The organism is Leptospira abararensis (assembly GCF_016918735.1).
GTDB classification, from domain to species: Bacteria; Spirochaetota; Leptospiria; order Leptospirales; family Leptospiraceae; genus Leptospira_A; species Leptospira_A abararensis.
Genome location: NZ_JAFFPR010000060.1, coordinates 126305 through 146648, shown reverse-complemented (window position 1 = coordinate 146648; position 20344 = coordinate 126305). Strand labels below are relative to the sequence as shown.

Annotated in this window: 25 protein-coding genes; 15 read left to right on the top strand and 10 right to left on the bottom strand. The window is 38.7% G+C overall.

Features of this window, described 5'->3' with window-relative positions:
- The first annotated feature begins 17 nt into the window (after positions 1 to 17).
- The 7 genes from JWG40_RS17995 (at position 18) to JWG40_RS17960 (ending at position 3870) form a co-directional block, all read left to right on the top strand.
- Entirely contained in the window at positions 18 to 668 is a 651-nt protein-coding gene (locus tag JWG40_RS17995; RefSeq protein WP_205287147.1) for a TetR/AcrR family transcriptional regulator, read from the top strand.
- 371 nt (positions 669 to 1039) lie between these two features.
- A complete protein-coding gene (locus JWG40_RS17985) occupies positions 1040 to 1438 on the top strand; it encodes a type II toxin-antitoxin system VapC family toxin (protein WP_205287146.1) in 399 nt (132 codons plus the stop codon).
- Positions 1439 to 1503: 65 nt separating this feature from the next.
- Entirely contained in the window at positions 1504 to 2160 is a 657-nt protein-coding gene (locus JWG40_RS17980; protein ID WP_205287145.1) for an HAD family hydrolase, read from the top strand.
- A gap of 72 nt (positions 2161 to 2232) precedes the next feature.
- Entirely contained in the window at positions 2233 to 2727 is a 495-nt protein-coding gene (locus JWG40_RS17975) for a DUF7000 family protein (protein ID WP_205287144.1), read from the top strand.
- A 127-nt stretch (positions 2728 to 2854) separates the two neighbouring features.
- Positions 2855 to 3091 carry an AbrB/MazE/SpoVT family DNA-binding domain-containing protein gene (locus JWG40_RS17970; RefSeq protein WP_205287143.1) on the top strand — a complete coding sequence of 79 codons (237 nt, stop codon included), beginning with the start codon at positions 2855 to 2857 and terminating at the stop codon, positions 3089 to 3091.
- A complete protein-coding gene (gene mazF, locus JWG40_RS17965) occupies positions 3085 to 3429 on the top strand; it encodes an endoribonuclease MazF (protein WP_205287142.1) in 345 nt (114 codons plus the stop codon). The genes JWG40_RS17970 and mazF overlap by 7 nt, the downstream gene beginning before the upstream one ends.
- Before the next feature lie 42 nt (positions 3430 to 3471).
- Positions 3472 to 3870: a hypothetical protein gene (locus tag JWG40_RS17960; RefSeq protein ID WP_205287141.1), complete on the top strand. Its 399-nt coding sequence runs from the start codon at positions 3472 to 3474 to the stop codon at positions 3868 to 3870.
- 94 nt (positions 3871 to 3964) lie between these two features.
- On the opposite strand, the gene JWG40_RS17955 is transcribed toward JWG40_RS17960, so the two are convergent.
- The gene (locus tag JWG40_RS17955) at positions 3965 to 5170 is read right to left on the bottom strand and encodes an MFS transporter (RefSeq protein WP_205287140.1); all 1206 of its coding nucleotides are present in this window, start codon (positions 5168 to 5170) and stop codon (positions 3965 to 3967) included.
- Positions 5167 to 5301, bottom strand: coding sequence for a hypothetical protein (locus tag JWG40_RS20060; RefSeq protein ID WP_269751631.1), 135 nt, complete (start codon positions 5299 to 5301; stop codon positions 5167 to 5169). The genes JWG40_RS17955 and JWG40_RS20060 overlap by 4 nt, the downstream gene beginning before the upstream one ends.
- A 115-nt stretch (positions 5302 to 5416) precedes the next feature.
- Here JWG40_RS20060 and JWG40_RS17950 point away from each other — a divergent pair, with 115 nt between their 5' ends.
- From JWG40_RS17950 to JWG40_RS17930, 5 genes are read left to right on the top strand one after another with little or no spacing between them, the layout of a single operon-like run.
- Positions 5417 to 7015 (top strand): xylulokinase, encoded by a 1599-nt coding sequence (locus JWG40_RS17950; RefSeq protein ID WP_205287139.1) that lies wholly within the window; start codon positions 5417 to 5419, stop codon positions 7013 to 7015.
- A gap of 14 nt (positions 7016 to 7029) precedes the next feature.
- Positions 7030 to 7881 (top strand): phosphotransferase family protein, encoded by an 852-nt coding sequence (locus tag JWG40_RS17945; RefSeq protein ID WP_205287138.1) that lies wholly within the window; start codon positions 7030 to 7032, stop codon positions 7879 to 7881.
- Positions 7878 to 9482 carry a glycerol-3-phosphate dehydrogenase/oxidase gene (locus JWG40_RS17940; RefSeq protein ID WP_205287137.1) on the top strand — a complete coding sequence of 535 codons (1605 nt, stop codon included), beginning with the start codon at positions 7878 to 7880 and terminating at the stop codon, positions 9480 to 9482. The genes JWG40_RS17945 and JWG40_RS17940 overlap by 4 nt, the downstream gene beginning before the upstream one ends.
- A gap of 60 nt (positions 9483 to 9542) precedes the next feature.
- On the top strand, positions 9543 to 10475 hold the full coding sequence (locus JWG40_RS17935) for an MBL fold metallo-hydrolase (RefSeq protein ID WP_205287136.1): 933 nt from the start codon (positions 9543 to 9545) through the stop codon (positions 10473 to 10475).
- 13 nt (positions 10476 to 10488) lie between these two features.
- Positions 10489 to 10959 (top strand): hypothetical protein, encoded by a 471-nt coding sequence (locus JWG40_RS17930; protein ID WP_205287135.1) that lies wholly within the window; start codon positions 10489 to 10491, stop codon positions 10957 to 10959.
- A 15-nt stretch (positions 10960 to 10974) separates the two neighbouring features.
- On the opposite strand, the gene fliE is transcribed toward JWG40_RS17930, so the two are convergent.
- From fliE to JWG40_RS17890, 8 genes are all read right to left on the bottom strand, one after another.
- Positions 10975 to 11340, bottom strand: coding sequence for a flagellar hook-basal body complex protein FliE (gene fliE / locus JWG40_RS17925; protein ID WP_205287434.1), 366 nt, complete (start codon positions 11338 to 11340; stop codon positions 10975 to 10977).
- 115 nt (positions 11341 to 11455) lie between these two features.
- Entirely contained in the window at positions 11456 to 11917 is a 462-nt protein-coding gene (gene flgC, locus JWG40_RS17920) for a flagellar basal body rod protein FlgC (RefSeq protein ID WP_002975027.1), read from the bottom strand.
- Positions 11918 to 11927: 10 nt separating this feature from the next.
- Positions 11928 to 12359: a flagellar basal body rod protein FlgB gene (gene flgB, locus JWG40_RS17915; protein WP_205287134.1), complete on the bottom strand. Its 432-nt coding sequence runs from the start codon at positions 12357 to 12359 to the stop codon at positions 11928 to 11930.
- Between the two features lie 236 nt (positions 12360 to 12595).
- Positions 12596 to 13447 carry an SDR family NAD(P)-dependent oxidoreductase gene (locus JWG40_RS17910; RefSeq protein WP_205287133.1) on the bottom strand — a complete coding sequence of 284 codons (852 nt, stop codon included), beginning with the start codon at positions 13445 to 13447 and terminating at the stop codon, positions 12596 to 12598.
- Between the two features lie 178 nt (positions 13448 to 13625).
- Positions 13626 to 14870: an RNA polymerase sigma factor gene (locus JWG40_RS17905; RefSeq protein ID WP_205287132.1), complete on the bottom strand. Its 1245-nt coding sequence runs from the start codon at positions 14868 to 14870 to the stop codon at positions 13626 to 13628.
- A complete protein-coding gene (locus tag JWG40_RS17900; RefSeq protein WP_040507083.1) occupies positions 14857 to 15213 on the bottom strand; it encodes a YciI family protein in 357 nt (118 codons plus the stop codon). The genes JWG40_RS17905 and JWG40_RS17900 overlap by 14 nt, the downstream gene beginning before the upstream one ends.
- Positions 15214 to 15358: 145 nt before the next feature.
- A complete protein-coding gene (locus JWG40_RS17895; protein WP_205287131.1) occupies positions 15359 to 16219 on the bottom strand; it encodes a sterol desaturase family protein in 861 nt (286 codons plus the stop codon).
- A gap of 116 nt (positions 16220 to 16335) precedes the next feature.
- On the bottom strand, positions 16336 to 17424 hold the full coding sequence (locus JWG40_RS17890; RefSeq protein WP_205287130.1) for a helix-turn-helix domain-containing protein: 1089 nt from the start codon (positions 17422 to 17424) through the stop codon (positions 16336 to 16338).
- Between the two features lie 87 nt (positions 17425 to 17511).
- Between JWG40_RS17890 and JWG40_RS17885 the strand changes: the two genes are divergently transcribed.
- The 3 genes from JWG40_RS17885 to JWG40_RS17875 are packed head-to-tail and all read left to right on the top strand — an operon-like array spanning position 17512 to position 20344.
- Complete coding sequence (locus tag JWG40_RS17885) at positions 17512 to 18636, top strand: MlaE family ABC transporter permease (protein ID WP_205287129.1); 1125 nt, start codon at positions 17512 to 17514, stop codon at positions 18634 to 18636.
- Complete coding sequence (locus JWG40_RS17880; RefSeq protein WP_205287128.1) at positions 18633 to 19400, top strand: ABC transporter ATP-binding protein; 768 nt, start codon at positions 18633 to 18635, stop codon at positions 19398 to 19400. Before JWG40_RS17885 ends, JWG40_RS17880 begins: the two co-directional genes overlap by 4 nt.
- Positions 19397 to 20344 (top strand): MlaD family protein, encoded by a 948-nt coding sequence (locus tag JWG40_RS17875; protein WP_205287127.1) that lies wholly within the window; start codon positions 19397 to 19399, stop codon positions 20342 to 20344. The genes JWG40_RS17880 and JWG40_RS17875 overlap by 4 nt, the downstream gene beginning before the upstream one ends.

The following is a 20344-nucleotide window of genomic DNA, read 5'->3' as shown; positions in this document are numbered from 1 at the left end:
ATTGGACGGAGATAGATATGGTAACGAAGCATTTTAATGACAGTTTTGAACGAATTTCGGAAGAAAAGAGAAACCGGATTTTAACCATAGCCATCTCGGAATTTGCCAATCGCGGGTTTACCAGTGCCAATACCAATACCATCGCTCAAAAAGCAGGGATTAGCGTAGGTTCCCTCTATAAATACTTTGAAACCAAAGAAGATTTTTTTCTCACCGTTGTGGATCATGGAATCACTCAGTTAGAAAAAACATTAGAATCGGTCCTATCCATGGACTTAGATCTCTTTGGTAAAATTGAAAAGATCATCCGCATCATCCAAACTCATTCACGTATCAACCAAGACATCATTCGCCTCTACAATGAAATGACAACGGAAAGTAATTATGAACTCATCACACGTTTGTCAGGCGAACTCGAATCTTTATCTGCAAAATGTTATATTGAAATGATAAACCTTGCCAAAAAGGAAGGAAACATTTCTTCGGAAGTGGATAGCAATTTGTCTGCGTTTTTACTCGATAGTATCTTTATGACCTTGCAGTTTTCTTATTCTACAGTATATTATAAAGAACGAATGAAGATCTATTTAGGAGAAGATGTGTTTGAGAAAGATGAAGAAGTTGTGGCAGGAGTCATGAAAGTGATTCGTAGAGCGCTCGGCGGGTAGTTGGATTTGTTTGGATAGCGCTAAAGTGGGTCAATCGGGAATGCTAGGTCATTATATGCAATGGGTAAAAATTTAGACTGAAAAACTAACTATCCATCTTGACAAGTAGTCAAGTTAATGGTATATTTTTTTCAGATGAAAGCATTTCCTGTGGGTGAATTAAAAAGCAATTTCTCAAGTATCCTAGAATTAGTTCAAAAAGGAGAAGAAGTCGAAATTCTTTTTGGGAAAAATAAGAAACCAGTCGCAAAAATTGTTCCCCTGCATAATCAAAAAAAGGGAAAACGCATCTTAGGAATTTTAAAAGGAAAATCAAAGATTTCCTTCGCGTCCGATTTCAAAATGACAGAGGATGAATTGCTGAATTCAAAATGAATTATTTAATTGATACACATTGTATACTTTGGTGTATATCTGATCCTGGCAAACTAAGTAAAAATGTCTTAAAAATTCTCGAAAATTCTAGTAACCGGATTGTAGTTTCAAGCATTTCATTATGGGAAATAGCATTGAAAATAAGACTTAAAAAATTATCAATATCAGGATTCAGAGAAGAATTAATACCTGAACTATTAACTAAAATGAATATTGAAATTTTAGATTTTTCTGGAGAAGAGGCAATCCTTTTTTCCAGGTTCGAAATTTTAGAGCATCGTGATCCATTTGCTTTATTTCTTATTTATCTATCTGTTAAGGGTAACTTTACTCTGATTAGTAAAGATTCAGTAATTTCAAAGCTGAAGATCAAGGGTTTTAAGACAATTTGGTGAAGAGCGACAATAGAAATATTACCGAAACGTAAATTGGATTTCGAAAAAATTAAAACATTGATACTATGTTAAAAGCTATTATTTTCGATTACGATGACACGTTAGTCCAAACAAGAAAAACTCGTTATAAAACCATCGATAGAGTAGCGAAAGAAATATTTAAGGCCAATATCTCCGAAAAGGAAATTGATGAAGCCTGGGGACTTCCTGCTGAAGATTTTTTACTCAAACTCTTTGGTCGATTTTCATCTGACATAAATTACCTTTGGAGTGTCTATATAGAATTTTCAAAAAAAGATTTGAATATTCCTCATCTGCATACTTTTGACTTTATCAGAAAATATCAAGACTCCTTTCGGTTTGGAATTGTAACTTCATCAAGTGAGAAGGTCGTCATTCGTGAATTGAATGAACTTCAAATCAATACAAGTTTGTTTCTACAAATTCAGGGCTCCGAACACACAACAGTTCATAAACCCAATCCAATGGTCTTTGAGCCAATGTATGCATTATTAATGAAAGAAAATATCAATAAGAATGAAATTGTCTATATAGGTGATTCTCCGGCGGATTATGAATCGGCGAGTCAGTTTGGATTTCATTTTTTGGGGATTGCTCATGATGATAGGCATATTCGTTATTTCCAGAAAGAAAACGTTGCCTTTGTTCAGAGTTTTATAGAAATTGAAACAGTTTTGATCCATGGGAACTATTTCGCATAACAACGGAAAGTTCGGTTCTATTTTGTAAGATACGGTAACCAGTGCCAGTTGGTGAGGGAATAAGATAAAACAATGAAAGACTTTCAGGATTCCGTAAATTCATACAAAAAGCAGCTCCAAATCGGAGATATCCAAGTTGCCTACGCAGGCCTTGTGAAATATGTAACCAAACTTGGTACTACATTATCTAAGAACCTTTCCAAAAGTTATTCATTTGGTAGTTTATTCCAAGGTTATATGGACTATACCTATTTCTATTATTCGAACAAATTCTTAAAAGACAGAAAGTTAAAAATGGGCTTAGTTCTAAACCATTCGAAAATGCAATTTGAAGTTTGGCTTTTGGGGCAGACCATCCCCATTCAGGAAAGGTATTGGGAGTATTTTAGAAATACAAAGTGGAACCAAAATAGAACCACCAAACCTCAGTATTCCATTCTGGAAGCGGTCCTCATTGAAAATCCTAATTTTAATGATCTGGATTTACTTACCCAACAATTGGAAAAGAGTTTGGTGGAAGTGACGGTTGAGATTATTCAGGAGATTAAGGTTAGTAAGTTGAAATAAGAATCTCATTATATCAAATATGTAAGTAATGAATCATCAGCGCACAAGAATTCAGGGTCTTGCCTCCTTGATTTTTTTGAAGAAAAAATATTTGACTATTCCACAAAGTATATACAATGTATAATTCATGGAATCGACAATTCAGAAATGGGGAAATAGCCTCGGCATTAGAATCCCAAAACTATTTGCAAAACAATTAGAGCTTAATGATGGAAGCCAAGTGGAAGTGATTCAAGAAGGGAATCGAATCATTATCTATCCTTACATTAAGGAAACTTTGGATCAAAAATTAAAAAAAATTACCAAGAAGAACCTTCATAATGAAGTTGATTCGGGTGATACTGTAGGTAATGAGTTTTGGTAAGTAAAAATAAATACGTCCCCAATCGAGGAGAGATCGTTTGGCTAAACTCCAACCCTCAAGTTGGGCATGAACAAATGGGAAGAAGACCTGCTCTAGTTCTATCTCCAGCGGAATATAATCTGAAAACGAGTTTAGCAATTTTTTGTCCTATCACCAGCAAAGAGAAAGGATATCCGTTTGAAGTAAAAATCAACGGCAATAAAATTAAAGGAGCTGTTTTATCCGATCAAATTAAGAGTTTAGACTGGACGATTAGAAAGGCTGAATTCATAGAAGAAATAGAAAAACCTGCACTAAAAGAAGTCGAAGATAACATTAAACTCTTAATTATTACATAAAAATCTATTTGCAATGGCGATATCGCTAAACATTCACAAATCATGCAAAACAATCATTGGAACAAAAAAAATCTATTACTCATCGCAGTTTATGTGATTGGATTTGGTATTGGAACCATTTCCCATACCATGGATATGGTGAAGTTAGGTTTTTTGGGTTATACGTTTGCACCGTTTGTATTGAATGTTTTTTGGACTTCTTTACTCATTCTCGATCCACTCGTGATTGTTTTGCTTTTGGTTCATTTCCGCTATGCGATCACTCTCGCCGTTCTTATTATGATTTTTGATATTGTTATCAATCTATCTTACGGGGTAGCTGTCGGAAATCGAAACATCCTTCTCGGCTTAGCTACACAGATTCCTTTCGGATGTTTTGTATTTCTAACAGCCAAACATCTATCTAGGTATATGTCGATCGCTTCTTGTTTGAAATGGTAATGGTTCAAAGTAAGTCACCACTCGTGTACCTTTTTTTCAGTAACAAGTGGCAACATAAGTCATTCAACGAATAATAATATTAATTCTTCATCGCCTAAGGTTCCATAAACGGAGATTCTTTTAGCCAAAATACTAGAATCAAATTGATCATGGATAGAAAGAGAAGGACGTATAAAAAAGATACCATCCCAAAAAAGTTAAGGCCTAAAATGAAAAGAATTCCCGAAACTTGTCCCACAAGGAGGAGGAGTCCTTGTGATGTGGATTCTGGGGCAGGCGAGGTAATCTCGGCACAGTATTGAAATCCAATCGGTGCCCCAATTCCCAGAAGAAAAAATCCAATCACAATGGAACCAATGAGTAAAAATATAAATCCTTGGAATAAGACAAATAAACTAAGGCCCACTAAAAATCCAGCCATAGCAATGATGAGAAATAGTTTTCGTTTTTGTAATTTGTCTGAGATCGGTGGAATGATGATCCCGCCGATGATTCCTGCAATTAACATCACTCCGCCAACTAACCCTGATTCGTCGATATTGAGTCCTTTAATTTCACAGATTTGGTCAATACAAGTACTCACTGCATTAAATACACCGAGACCAATGAGAAATAAAAATAGAATCTTACGCATATCCTTCCCCTTCCATAAAAACCGAAGTCCTTCTAAAAAGGGGAGTTCGTGGTCTTCCCCGTGGGTACTCGGAGAGGTCGGCGGTTTTTCTTTGATGAGAAGAAGAAAAAGAATCGCAGAGATTACAGAGCCGACACCGTAGATCATCATCACATCAGGGATGGTGTTTCCTCTTTGGAGTAGGATGGGTGTGAGAATCATCACAAGAATGATTCCTAAAAATTGAGCGAGAGTTCCAAGAGCAACAGCCGTGGCTCTTTCTTGGATGGGAAACCACAATACACTAATTTTTGTGACTGCATTCAGAAGGAACGGTTGGGCTACAGCGAGCCCAATTTGGCAAAATAAAACAATGGTATAGTCGGCAGCATAGAAACCTTTTAGAAGCCCACAAATACCTGTTAATATGGCGCCGAATCCGACTCCTTTTTTGATTCCGTATGTATCTATCACATAGGAGGCAGGAATGGCGATGATCACAAAAATCCCAAGAAAGACCAGGGAGAGTAAATCGATTTGGATGGGGCTTACCTGATAAAACTCTTTGGCATCCCGGGCAATCGGTGCATAGGTCAACCATTGCAAACAGATGGTTGCGGTGATGACGATGTAGGCGAACAATACGACCCAGCGGTAAGGATAGAGTTTGGTTGGGTTTTGGCTCATTTCTGTTCCCTTTTTGGCAAACTATGGATTTGGATGGAAACCAATCGTTCGGAATAAATTCCCGAGAGGGGAGATCCCGAAGGAAAATGATTTGCCATCCGAGCCGATGATTCTAAATCTTTGTGAGTCATCACTCACTTTTTTCCTCTGCCAGGAGAAAAACGACAGACTCCAATTTGGCGGTTTATCCACAAATGGGAGCGAGAACCTGCGAGTGTGTAAGTAAGGAAAGCCGCTGGAGTTACCATGGAATCTGGATATATATTAACTTATGATATTGGCACAACTGGGGTCAAAACTTGCCTCTTCCGGATGTCAAAGGCTTTGGAGCTCGTCCAATCAGCCAGTTTGGAATACTCCATCCAACTTTTAGAAAACGGGGGTGCCGAACAAAACCCCGAAGACTGGTGGTCGGCTCTAAAACAAACAACGACCCAGGTTTTAGCCCAATCGAATACCAATCCCAGTTCCATCCAAGGGATCTCTTTTTGTTCGCAGATGCAAGGTCTTGTACTTGTGGATTCGAATTTCCAATCGGTTCGTCCTGCGATGAGTTATATGGACCAAAGGGCAACTCGTGAAATGAAAGAAGGGATTGTTCATGGAATTAAAATTGAAGGGATTAACGCCGTAAAACTTTTGTTATCTCTTTGGATCACAGGTGCCGTCGCTGCCAGTGTGAAAGATCCTATTTGGAAATACAAATGGGTCGAAAAAAATGAACCCGAAGTTTTTTCTAAAGTGAAGTGGTGGTTGGATGTCAAAGAATTTCTCATCGCTCGATGTACAAACGAAGCGGTGATGACAAGGGATTCCGCCTTCGCGACATTTTTATATAACTCGCGAGTGGGAAAAGGGAATTGGAGTCCCATCTTATGTAAGTTATTCGGTATTAGGTTAGATCATTTGCCAAAGATCATCAATTCTTCTGACAGAGTTGGTGGTTTGACAAAGGAAGCCGCAGAATTTTTAGGATTAAAAGAAAACATATCCGTGTTTGGTGGTGGTGGTGACGCATCCCTTATTGGTGTGGGAGCTGGCGCTGTTAAAGAAGGTGATACTCATATTTATGCGGGAACTTCTGGATGGATATCAACAGTTACCAAAAAAAGGACGGTGGATATAGGAGCAAGGATTGCTTCGATTGTCGGTGCTAGAGAAGGATATTATAATTATTTTGGGGAACAAGAAACATCAGGCAAATGTTTGCAATGGGTCAAAGACCACTTGGCATTAGATGAAATTGATCTGTATTTAGAAAAAAAGAAAATCACGGATGGTCCAGAGGCTATTTACGCAAGTTTATTTGAATTTATGTTTGATTCGATTAAAGATACAGAGCCTGGTTCCCATGGCGTGATTTTTACTCCATGGTTACATGGAAACCGTTGTCCTTTTGAAGACCCAAAAGCAAGAGGGATATTCTTTAACATTAGTTTGCATACAGGAAAACGAACTCTTATCCGTTCGGTTGTGGAAGGAATCCTCTTTCACAAACGTTGGATTTTAGAACTTTCAGATGGGAAGATGCCTACATCCGATACAATTCGTTTTGTCGGAGGGGTGGCCCGATCCGGATTTATCTGTCAGTTGTTAGCTGATATAACAGGAAAAACCATTGAAAGGGTAGTTCATCCAGAAAACGTTGGCGCGATGGGAGCAGCGGCGATTGTAGCTTACGGACTTGGAATGATTCCAAAATTTGAAGATATCAAATCCATGATTCCTATTCAAGACAAGTGGATCCCAAATCCAAATCATAAAAAAATCTATGATAGAAATTTTAAGGTGTTTAAAAACCTTTATAAATCCAATCAAAACAACTTTGCAATTTTAAATACATAAAATCAGGACGCATTATGGACAAAAAAAACATTCAATTTACCAAAGAGAGTTTAGGAAAACCTTTCGCCATTGGAAGGTCAGCTGATTTATTTCTTTTACCAGAGAATAAAATTCTAAAACTCTTTTTTCCTGATGCAAAAGAATCAGAGATCGATTTAGAGGTTGAAAATACTGTAGAGGCAAATCAAAAGGGTGCTTCGAAGATGCAATGTTACGGGAAAGCGAAAGTAGAAAATCGATTTGGAATTATCTTTGATCGAATTACTGGAATTTCTCTAACTAAACTTCCTGATAAAAACCCATTGGAACTATTTCGTATTGCGGGAACACTCGCTCGTTTGCACTACGGGATCCACCAAATCCAATCGGATAGGTACAAAGATATAAAAGTAGTCTTAAATTCCTGTTTGTCTTCGGAACCTCTTTCCTTTTTAAGTTCAGAAGAAAAAGCAAAAGCAAAATCTTACATTAGCGGATTACCGAATGGAAATTCCATCCTTCATTTGGACTTCCATCCTGAAAATGTAATCGTACAAGGCAAAGATGAGATCATTATCGATTGGATGACTGCGGCCAAAGGAAATCCTGCGGCTGATGTTGCTTTTACTTTTTTACTTTTCACCGATGCAGAACTTTGGCCAGGAACTCCTAAACTAAAAATCATTTTTTATACCTTCATCCGAAAGTTCATTCTAAAAGGTTATTTGAAAGCCTATAAAACCTTAAGTGGGATTACAGATGCTGAAATTGCGGCTTGGAGATTGCCTTCTCTCATCCTTCGTTTGGGGCTTTGGAATATCGAAAGCGAAAGAGAAAGTTTGAAATCACAACTCAGCCGTTTGGTTGCTCTCGGAGGTAAGGTATGAATTTAAAACTGGATCGTTTTATAGAATCTTATGATGGCGAAGAGTTTGATGTTACCATTGTAGGTGGCGGAATCACGGGCGCCACTTTGGCATATGAATGTGCTAGTCGCGGTTATTCTGTGGCTCTTGTGGAAAAAAAAGATTTTGGTGGAGCCACATCTGCTGCCACAGGGAAACTCATTCATGGTGGCCTTCGTTATCTAAAACAATTTGAAATAGGTTTAGTCAGAGAAGCATTAAAAGAACGTAGAATCCTTTCCAACATTGCACCTAACTTGGTTTATCCTTATCCTATGGTGCTTCCAAAACCTGGACTCATCGCAAGGATTGGACTTTTTGTTTATGACCTTTTATCTTTTGATAGCCGATGGACTTGGGATGAATCTAAACAAATTCCCAATCATAAATATCTCAAACGAAAGGAACTTTTAGAAAAGAATTTAGGGGATTTTGAAGATGCTGCATACTTTTATGATGCGATTTGTTTGAGCCCAGAAAGGTTAACACTTAGTTTTTTGAAATCTGCCGTAGCTTACGGAGCCAAGATTTCTAACTACACTGTTGTGGAAGATTTGCTTTGGAATGACAAAACCGTAGTAGGAATTCGAGTACGCGATGCACTTTCCAATGCAGAATCCGAAATTCGTTCTAAGGTAACAATCAATGCATCGGGGCCTTGGACTCATCATATACTATCTAAATCTCCTAAAACCGAACAACCTCTGCCTAAAAAAAGATCAGAAGGGATTTATATTATCACTAAGAAATTAACAAACTTAATGACACTTTATGTTGGAGATAAAGGCCATTTCAGTTTTGCCCCTTGGAGAGGGCATTCGATGATTGGGCCAACAGAAAAGTCTTATTTTGGAAATGTGGAAGATTGGAAACTCACACGCGAAAGTATTTTAGAATTCATAAATTACATCAATGAAACTTCGCATTTAAAAGAAAAGTTATCGATTGATGATGTGATTTTTTCTTATGGAGGCCTTCGTCCACTCATCGAAAGCTCAGATGATACCTATTCGGCATCTAGAAGGTCTGAACTGTATGACCACGCAAGGGACGGAGTCCAAGGACTCATCACAGCGGCAGGTGGGAAGTATACAACGAGCCGGAATTTTGCCGAATCGATTTTCAAGAGAATCAAAAAGAAATTAACAAAAAAGTCGACTGAAAATATTTCCGCAAAACAATATTTATACGCATCGCAAATTCCGAATGTGGAAATTTTCATCCAAGGTGCTATTAAACAAAATACTGACTTCTCCGAAAAAACAATAGATTATTTAATCCGTCATTACGGCTTACAATTCGAGATCATTTTGGAACTGGCAAGAAAGACCAAAAACTTAAGTGCGGTTCTAAATCAAGACGGAGAAATACTGGCAGAAGTGGTTTATGCAATTCGTTACGAAATGGCAAAATCTCTTTCTGACATCTTTTTAAGAAGGACAGGTCTTGGAACTTTGGGGATTCTTTCCGATGAAATTATGAAGGCTATCATTGATGTTGCCGCAGCGGAATGGAAGTGGTCAGAGGAAACAAAAAAGATGCAAGCCGAAACGATTTACAAAGCTTTAAAATTACCAGTTTGATTTGGAAAAGAAGAAGGAATTTCGGCTGACAACCGAATCCTTCTCATTGTATCTTTGGTTATGGGTTCAGTCCAAACTATAGATACCGAATATGCAAACATCCACCTAGTGGCTTCGGCTTATCTTCTAGAAGAAGAAGGTCGGGGAGTTGTTGTGGAAACCAATACAACTCATGCCATTCCAAAGATTTTAAAAGCAATGGAATTAAATGGTGTTAAGCCACCAAATCTTGATTATGTGATTGTCACCCATGTCCATTTGGATCACGCTGGTGGCGCTTGGGCCCTACTCGAAGCCTGTCCCAATGCAATTTTACTGGCTCATCCCAAAACCGCCAAACATTTGATCGATCCGAGTCTACTCATTAAAAGTGCCACCTCGGTGTATGGAAAAGAAAACTTTGATTCTTTATACGGCGAAATCAAACCCATTCCCAAAGAAAGGATTCGTGTGATGGAAGATGGGGAGTGGTTGGAATGGAAAGGCCATTCCTTTCAATTTTTATACACCAAGGGACATGCCAACCACCACTTCTGTATTTATGATAGGAAAACAAATGGGATCTATACAGGGGATTCCTTTGGGATTTCCTATCCTCACTTAGAAAATGGAAAACGATTTATTTTCCCAACGACTACGCCAACTGACTTTGATTTTGCGGAAGCCATTCGTTCCCTTGATCGAATTTTAGACACTGGGGCTGAGGTTGCCTACTTAACTCATTTTGGTCCAATCAGAGACTTAAAAAAGAATGCAGAGGACCTAAAAGAAGGACTCACTCTTTGTCAAGAAGCTATTTCTGAGTTGGAGGCCGTAACCAAAGAGGATAGGTTGGCCTTTATGGAATCAAAAGTGGAGGCCATGATCCAAACTCTCGCTAACAAACATTCCATTACTCTAACGGCATCCGATTGGAAGTTATTAAGTTTGGATGTAAATCTAAATGCACAAGGGTTGGTGTATGCTTTCGAAAAATTGCAACCCAAGGGATAAGGGGAAACATTCGTTGCATCGAAGGCAATTGTCTTTCGGTGTGGGTATTGTTATTCGTTTTCGATTAGCATTTGTTTTAGTTCTAGGGATTGTTGGATTCGCATTTCTCTTACAATGTTCTTTGGTTTCCAAATCTAAAAAATCAAAAGACCCTCAAATCCAAATTCATTTTCTCTCTCGGGATTTTGAAGAAACAAAATCCATTCCCTCTTCTCTATTGGAATCAAAAGATTTATTGGTGATTCTTGCTGAGTTGTCTAAAAAAGAAGATCCCTCGATGCGTTTTATCTCCACCAATAGAACAGAAGAAATTATGGAAGTGAATGGAAAATCCAATTCTTGGACAGCGGGATGGGTGGTCTATGTGAATGAGGAAAGGATAGATGGAGTGCAGATGAAACGGGGAGTTCGTGTCAGCCCCACAGATAAAATTGAAATTCGATATGAGGCCGTAGAGCGCGTGTTTGGTCGCCCTACGCCATAACCCATGGATTACTATTTATCTAAGTGTTGTTAGTTCGCGGTAAGCTCTTACAAATCCATCAGACATTGTTTTTGCAAATGTCAAAGAGATTCTAGCTTTTTCCGCAGCAATCATCACGTCGTGAAGTTCCACTGAGTTTGGATCAAAAACAATTTTTTGAGTGAGTTCATCTGCTTCCACTTGTTGGTCATTGACTTGTTCAAAAGCCTTTTTCAAAGCATCTCCAAAAGTGCCAGCTACTTCATCAGGGGACTTGGCTTCATTGGTTTTTCCATAGTGGCGTTCATTGGAGCGAAAGATTCCTACCTTGTCGCCTTTTGGGAGAAGGGAATAGGGTTTGTAGGTTTGGGAACTGAGATTGGAAATGCGATCAATGGCCATGGGTGTTTTCCTCATTCTATCCATCGGCCAAATCGGTGAAACCTAAAGAAAAAAATTATGTCACATTAAAAAACAGCAGAAAAGTTCGTAGAAAGCCCGGATTGGGCCGGCTTTTTTACGCCCGACCAATCTCCATCGCCTTGTTCATCATCGCTTTGGATCCGTTGATGAGTTGCACGTTTGCCTCATAAGAGCGGGAAGCCGAGATCATATCCGTCATCTCAGTGACGATGTTGATATTGGGAAGTTCGACATATCCTTTTTTCGGGCCCGTTTGGATGGCATCAGGATGAGTCGGGTCATAAGTGAGCCTGAGAGGACTCATATCCTTTTCGATCTTCATCACCTTCACCCCTTTGCCTTCGCCGGGAGCCACACCAAAAGGATACACTGGACTTTTCCAATTGGTTCTGAGATTAATCGGTGTTAGGATGACACGGTCCCTTCGAAAAGGGCCGTCTCCATTGGTATTTCTCGTAGTTGTCGAGTTTGCAATGTTATTCGAAATGACATCCATGCGGAGTCTTTGGGCAGAAAGCCCAGTAGCCGAAATATTAATAGAATCAAACATTCCCATAACTTACTCCTTAGTTGGTTCTCATCACAATGTTGAGAAGGCGGTTGTTTTGGTTTAAGCGATCCACCATAAGGCTGTAACTCATTTGGTTTTGGTTGGCATCCACCACTTCTTTTTCAATGTCTACGTTGTTTCCATCAGGTCTCATTGTGGTGAGATAATCCAAATTGGTTTTGGGTTTGGCATCCCGATAATCTAGCGGTTTAAAAAAATCAATATGACGATCGTTTGTGATTTTGGTAGGGACAGCTTTGTCCTGTTCGATTTTTTCCGATTCGATGGCACGTTTCAGCATAGATTCGAACACCACTTCCGAACGTTTAAAATTAGGAACGTCCGCATTGGCGATATTATCAGTAATCACTTTTCGCCTTTGGGTAGATGCACTGAGGCCCCGTTCCAAAAGGTCTTGAGTTTTCATGAAATGTGTTGCTTCAAACATATTTCTCTTCCTCTCTACACTCCCCTTCGGTCGGTTTTTCTTCCCCCTAAAGCATTTTATGTCCCTTCTTTATGATTTTTTTTGGGCGGCCCCAATTTGTTTCTAAAACCAAACAGGCAAGTTGGCTGGGTCGGGCTCTCCCTCCAATCCGAAGGATTTCCGCTCGATCCCTGCCGCAGGGTATGGAACTAAAAACACTTTTTCCATAAAGTAAATACTCTAGGGCAAATTTATTCTTATTTTTTGGTTCTATCTTCTAACTCGAGAACCATCGACTGGATGCGAGTATTGTTTGCAAGAAACCAATCCGAAAAAATTCCTACAATGCCTCGGAGAATTTGGATAGGAATCCATCTTGCAGGGACAATGATTCTAGGGCTTCTTTTGCTTAATCCTTTGATCAGTGCCGTTGCCACTTTTTCTGGAGTGATGGCTCTTCTTAAAAAAGGGGGAAACCCAATTTCTCGCATTTTTGTTGTTAGATTGTCTCCACCAAAAACACCTTCCGTGAGTGGGGTTGTGATCCAACCGGGATACAATACTGTGGAACTTGCCCCTTTTCCTGCGAGTTCCGCTCGAAGGGAGCGGGACAACATTTCGATTCCTGCTTTGGATGTGGCGTAGGGTGCATTACACATTCCATTGGTAAAAGCATAGATGGAAGAAGTCACTACAACTTGTCCTTGGTTTTTGACTACTTCCGGTAGTGAGGCTTTGATAGTCCGCCAAACACCTAATAAATCCACATCTATAATTTTTTCAAATTCAGCCTCATCACAATTAAAAACAGTATATGCGGATTCTTTCCAGGAAATTCCTGCATTGGCAAGAGTGATATCAAGTCTACCAAAGGTGGCAACAGTTTGTTTGATTACTTTCTTAATGGAACTCCAATCAGTTACATCCATCGCTTTTGCCAAAACCCTGTCTTTTGCAAACTCAGAAGCCAACGCATTAACTGAAGATTGAGAGATATCTGTTAATACTAGTTTGGCGCCATTAGCATAAAGTTCTCTGGCACAAGCAGCTCCAATACCCCCAGTAGCACCAGTGATTAGAACTACTTTGTCCTTCAATTCATATTTCATAACTTCCCCTTTATCTCTGTTAAGGTTGATAAAGAGAAATAGGTCAACTGGTTATTCAAAAGGAATCAGTTACAGGTTTTGTTTCTTTATTGGATGAATAAAGGTAAGAAATTTATATTTCATTTAGATCCACGAGTTGAAAGGGTAAAACATGGTCGGTAAGGCAAAGGCCTTGTTTTTAATAATTTACTAAATCTAATTCCTTAATCTTCATTTGTAAGAGAGAAATTTCTTTGTTAGATTTGGTCATTTGGATGGCCTTTTGGTAATGTTGGGAAGCTAGTTCTGTATTTGAGTTGGAATATAAATAACCGAGAAGAGAGTGGTAATCACGATTTTTATAATCATTATAATTTTTTACCTCTTCCAGTGCTTTTTGTTTTCCATAAACTTTCGAATAGGCAAACACTCGATTTAAAAAAACAGAGGGAGAGTAATAAATTCCCAAGAATCGATCATAAATCATCAAGACGTATTTCCATTTTTCTAAGGATTCTTCCTGTGTATGCCAGTAAGCAATTGCTGCTTCATAATGGTATCTTGATTGCGAATCAGGATTGAAAGCTTCTAAAAAATATTCATTTCCTTTTTGAATTAAGCTTTGATCCCATTTTGATTTATCTTGGTCTGTAAATATAACTACAGAACCTTCTGGATTCATTCTGGAATCAAGCCGCGATGCCTGAAAACAAAAGAGTGACATGAGTGCTAATAACTCGGGTGTTCTTGTTAACTTTGTTTCTAAAAGAGAGAGGCCAAGGTTCATCGCTTGTTTAATTAAATCTAAACGAATCACGGAATCTTTTGTTTTTGAAGAATAACCTTCATTAAAAAGAAGATAAATAGTTAAGAGAACCGTATCCATTCGAAGACTGATATCTTCCTGCGTTAGGTTTTTGATCTCAAAGTTGGATTCACCCAATTGTTCACGTGCGCGAAATAGAATCTTTTTTACAGTTTCTTTATTAGAATGGAGTGCAAAAGCAATTTCTTCAACACTAAGTCCACAGAGAATTTGTAGACTTAAACAGATTTTACCTTTGGATGAAAGCGTATTATCACAGACGGCAAAAATCATTGTTAGGTGACTATCCGCTATGATAGTGTCATCAAAACTAACTTCTAAACTTTCTTTTGGATTCGAATCTAGTAGATTTTTAAACTTTTTAATTTCAGATGTTTTTTTTCTGAAAGTATCTTTTGCAATATTTTTTGCGACTACATAAAGCCAGGCCGAAGGATTTTCTGGAATTCCTGATTGTGGCCATAACTCTGTAGCTTTCAAAAACGTTTCAGCAATCACATCCTCAACCAAATCCAGGTCTTTGATTCCAAAATGACGGCATAAAACTGCCGTCATTTTAACTTGTTCCCTTCGAAACAAATCAGAAAGTATAGTGGTTCCTTTCTCAGCTATTGTCATCAGGAGTAACGACCTTTCTAACTTCGACGTTCCCTCCTATTTTCAAAATGGGGCAATCTTTGGCAATTTCAACTGCACCAGCAAGAGTTTCAGTTTTGACAACAATGTAACCATTGATAAATTCTTTGATCTCTGTATAAGGTCCATCCGTGACTAAATTTCCAGGGTGAACAGTTTTTGAATCTGTCACAGCCAATCGGTTTCCTTTATCCGCTAACTGGTCCTTGGCGGATATGTTTGCCATCCAAGACATCCATTCTTGCATAACTTTTTGCATTTGGTCTGGGGAAGGTCTTTCGCCTTCATGATTACTATTTCTAAAAATTAAAGTGAATTCTTTCATTTTTTTCCTCGTATGAAAGTAACGTTTCACCTGAGCAAATGGGGACAAAGAAGATAATAATTGTTTAGATAATCCGGTTTTTTTTGTTAGCAAATTTCGCTACGGGTGAGTGGTCGAAGTTTGCTAACTCATTCAGAAACTTTTACTAAACCAAAACTTCGCGATCGACGTTGGCACTTGCCACTTTCTCTTTTCGTTTTCTATCTCTTTCTGCAGTCACTTGTTCAAAGTAAGATTCATAATTTGGGAAATTAGTTCCCATCAAACGATCCCAAACATTGAAATAAAGTGAGTAGTTCCCTTGAAATTTTTGGTGGTGGAGATTGTGGTGTGTGGAGCTGTTGATCCATTTGGTGATAGAGTGTGATGCCCAACCTTTAGGAAAAAATTCGTACCCCAAATGCCACCATATATTCAAAACCATCGCATAGAATGTATGGAAGATTAAAACATAGAAATGAATCGGAACAAACATCACAAAGGGAACAATGTAGATGGCTTCTAAAAATGCTTCCGTTGCTTGGAACCTATAGGCAGCAAGGGGAGAGGGGTTTACTGATTGGTGGTGTTCGGAATGCACATGCGGGTAAACTTTTTTTAAGTGAGCAAATCTATGCATCCAATAGAACCAAGTTTCGTGCCAAACGGTAATCAGGGCGAAGCTTAACAAAATGTATCCGGCCCCAGACCATCCCGAAACAGGTCCGAAATAAACAGCACTCGGAACTATTTTTGCTTTCATCAAAGTGATGTTAGTAACAGCAACTAATGTAAAGACAATGAGTGTGACTGCCGATTGGCGAAATTCCTTCCAAACTTTTTCAGCTTTAGGGTAAACTTTTTGGATGCGATAGGTTTCGAAAAAATCCTTTCGCCAAACATAGAATAAAAGAAAAGCTAACCCCGCAATTGGATAATAACGTAGGAAATTCAAAATTCCTTGTGCAAAACCAATTTTGGTAATACAATCAATTACTAATTCACACTGAACCGGTCCACCAAACATACAACTCTCCTAAACAAAACCCTTGAAGATGATCCCATTCTAACAAAAAATAAAACCCAAATCGACCGGATCGGTAAAGCCGGAATAAAAAAAGATTCCGAACGGGTCCATCCGGATCATAATTTCAGAGACTTTCTAAATTCACTAGGACTTGTACCCACCTCTCGTTTGAAGGCGTCATAAAATGTGGATTTGGAAGGAAAACCAACATCATAAGCAATGGTAAGGATGTTTCTTTCTGGATGCATCGAAAATAGTTCTTTGGCTTCTTTGATGCGGTAGTGATTCACTAAATGAAAGAAACTTTTTTTTTGGTGGAGGTTCAAATATTCAGAGAGTTGGTGTTCCGAAAGATTCATCTCTACGGCCAACTTTTCTAAATTGATACTTTCATCTCGGTAAATTCTTTCCTCTTCCATAAGTTGTTTCAGTTGGTTCTGAAGATCCTCTAAGTTGAAGTTACCCAACTGCGAAGTTTGATATTTCTTTTCTTCGATGACGATTCTTTGTACTTCACCCCATAATTCTGGACTTTTTTGCCGCAAAAGATAAACACCAATCAGCAAAAAAGCGATGAAGGTTGAGACAATCTCCAACCCATGCCTTTGGTGGAAAAATAAAGTATAAATTCCAATCAAACTAGAAAAGGCACCAATCCCTACAACAATGCCCACCAAACGAAGGTGAGCTGACTTTCTGAATCTTTCCAGGCGAATGTATTTAACCATGTTAGTGAAGACGTAAAAAGCAGCATAAAATATGGGTGAAACCGCAATGAGAATTGTGATTTGAAAGATCAGAGGAACACCTTCTTTCAAATAACGTGTGTGAAGGGAAATTTTTTCTTCTGCTGACGATATATAAAATGGAATGAGTAGGAGTGTAACAATCCCTGCTGGAACTAACTCCCAGTATGAAAACTGGTTTCTATTGGGGCTTTCATCCCAGAGCTCAGAAAAGTAACGCCTAAGCAGTACTCCAATACAGGCGGTAAAGGGCAAATGGACGAGATAAAAATGCGGAAAAAATTGGTAAAGGCCTGTAGATGTAAAATAGGTATGTGCCTGAAACATGGCAGCAAAGAGAAATAACAAACCTTGCACCAGAGTTTGTCCGGAACTGTTCTTTCTCAGGAATTCTCCCCAAGCAAAGAGGAGAGAGAGTCCAGCTGAAAAAACAATCAAATAACTTGTTAGATTCCACACTATGGTTCATCTTTTAATCATTCGATTGGATTGTAAAATAAAATCACTTGCCTCGGGTTCGTTCTGAATTAGAATTACGTATGAAACGTGGATACCATTCAACGACAATCCTCCTTTTTGTGGGAAGGTAGCACCTTAGAGATCCACCTCCCAGCGATCCTCACTGCCTCAGAAACAGGCAAAGATTGGACTGCATTTTTTGAAATTCTGAAAAAAAATCCACCGCGTAACGTTGCGGTTCATGCTGGGAATTTACAAGAATCAGATACCTCTGGAATTTCTTTTTTAAAGTTAATTCGTTTGGAATGTGAAACCAGGCGAATCCAATTCGCTTTGTACGGATTAGGTGAGACTTTCAAATACCGTCTCAGCATTTCTGAAGATGATAGTAAAAAAAATAAAGAAACGCTCGCATACTCTCTTCGAAGATCAGAAAAAATCGGAAAAATTACCATTGATTCGTTGTTAGAGTTTAAATACTTAATTACCTTCACAGGGGAACTTACTGTATCCTTTTGGCGTTCTTTTTTACATCCTTCCAAAATCCGTTGGAAGGACACCTTCCGTGTTGCGGAATCAATGGGTGTGAATGCATTTCCCATCATTGCAATGATAGGATTTTTACTCGGCCTTATCATGTCTTTTCAATCGGCAATTCCTATGCGAAGGTTTGGTGCAGAAATCTTTGTCGCAAACCTTGTGGGTTTATCTTTGTTTCGTGAGCTTGGTCCTCTGATGACTGCTTTTATTTTGTCGGGAAGGTCTGGTTCTGCCTTTGCGGCCGAACTTGGAACCATGAAAGTTTCCGAAGAAATTGATGCATTGACCACAATGGGACTTCCTCCCGTTCAATTTCTCATTATTCCTCGTTTGGTGGCTTCACTGATTATGACTCCACTTCTTACAATTGTGTTTAATCTGTTTGGTTTGATTGGTGGGGCAGTTGTATTAATTAGTTTCGGGTTTCCACTTGTTACTTTTATCAATCAAGTAAACCTTGCTGTAGGCCTCTCCGATATTCTTGGTGGTCTTTTGAAATCATATTTTTTTGGAATGATCATTGCCTCCATTGGCTGTTACCGTGGACTAAAAACAGCATCTGGAGCAGGTGCTGTTGGGGAATCTACCACTTCTGCAGTTGTTGGTTCTATCATTCTTGTTTCCATCTTAGATGGAATTTTTTCCGTCCTATACTTTTACCTACGCATATGAAAGAAAAACCGATCATTCGAGTAGAACATCTAACCACTGGATATGGCCAGACCGTGATTATGGAAGATATCTCTTTTGAGGTGAACAGAGGAGAGATTTTCGGAATCCTGGGAGGCTCTGGTTGTGGGAAGTCTACCGTTCTAAAAAATATGATAGGATTAACCTCACCGTTTAGCGGCCGTATATGGATTGATGAAGATGATATGGTTTTAGCCGAAGGAAAGAAAAAGATAGAGATTTGGAACCGAATCGGTGTGATGTACCAACAGAGTGCATTATTTGGTTCTATGACATTACTCGAAAACATCCGATTGCCTTTGGAAGAGTTTACTAAATTACCACTTGCCATCATGAATGAAATGGCGCTTACCAAATTGAAAATGGTTGGCCTTTTCCCTTTTGCTCATCTTTATCCTGCTGAACTTTCTGGTGGTATGAAAAAACGTGCCGCCATTGCCCGAGCGATGGCGATGGATCCTGAAATTTTATTTTTAGATGAACCTAGTGCTGGCCTTGATCCCATTACTAGTGTTGAGTTAGATTATCTAATCATTCGTTTGTCGAGAACTCTGGGTGTAACTTTTGTAATTGTTACGCATGAATTACCTTCCGTATTTACTATGGCAGATCGTGTGATTGTATTAGATAAATCTAAAAAAGGGATTATTGCCGAAGGCAAACCAAAAGATCTCAAAGAAAAATCGAAAGATCCATTTGTAAAACAATTCTTTAATCGTATTCCACAGGAGAGTTCCCCGTTATGAACCAATCAAGTAAAATCTATTTTAAAGTTGGGGTCTTCGTCCTTGTTAGTTTTTTTACACTTATTTTGTTTTTGATCGTTTTTACTGCGGGCAATATCTTCCAAAGATCTGTTAGTTTAGAAACGTATTTCGACGAATCGGTGCAAGGTTTGGATATTGGTTCCCCAGTCAAACACCGCGGTGTTAAGGTAGGTACGGTCCAAGAGATTACTTTTGTTCAAAATGAATATTCGGACAAACTCACTGAGGATACGGAACTTCGTTATGGAAGGTATGTTTTGATTAAAATGTCTGTCCCTGACTTTGTGAAAGGAGTTTATGGCGATGATTTAAAGAAAACAGTGAAAAGGATGATTCAGAGTGGGCTTCGGGTTAGACTCGCCTCACAAGGATTAACTGGAACAGCCTATCTAGAAGTGGATTATCTAAATCCTGAAAAAAATCCACCATTATCCATTGAATGGGAGCCAAAAACAGTTTATATTCCTTCGGCACCGAGTACCATCTCTCGTTTTACTGCTTCTGTTGATAAGTTTTTTGATAAAGTAGAAAAGGCAGATGTGGATAAAATTCTTTTGGGGGTAGGGGAACTTATTCGAAATTTGAATCAAACCATCCAGGAAGCCAAACTCGGAGACTTGGCTCGCGAATCAACGGGACTACTCGTTGACTTAAGAAAAACCAATGCAGAAGTAAAAGCCCTCATTGCAAGCCCCGAGACACAAGGGTTACCAAAAAAACTGGATGCATCTGTCACCCAACTCCAAACCACTTTAAAACGATTGGATACGCTACTTGCTTCCAACCAAGGCGATATTTCTACATCGATTGAAAATTTGCGAATCGCTTCTGAAGATTTAAAAGAGGTTACTGCAAATGCAAAAAAATATCCTTCTCAGTTTCTCTTTGGAGAAGCACCAAACAAGTCTAAACTTTGGAAATAA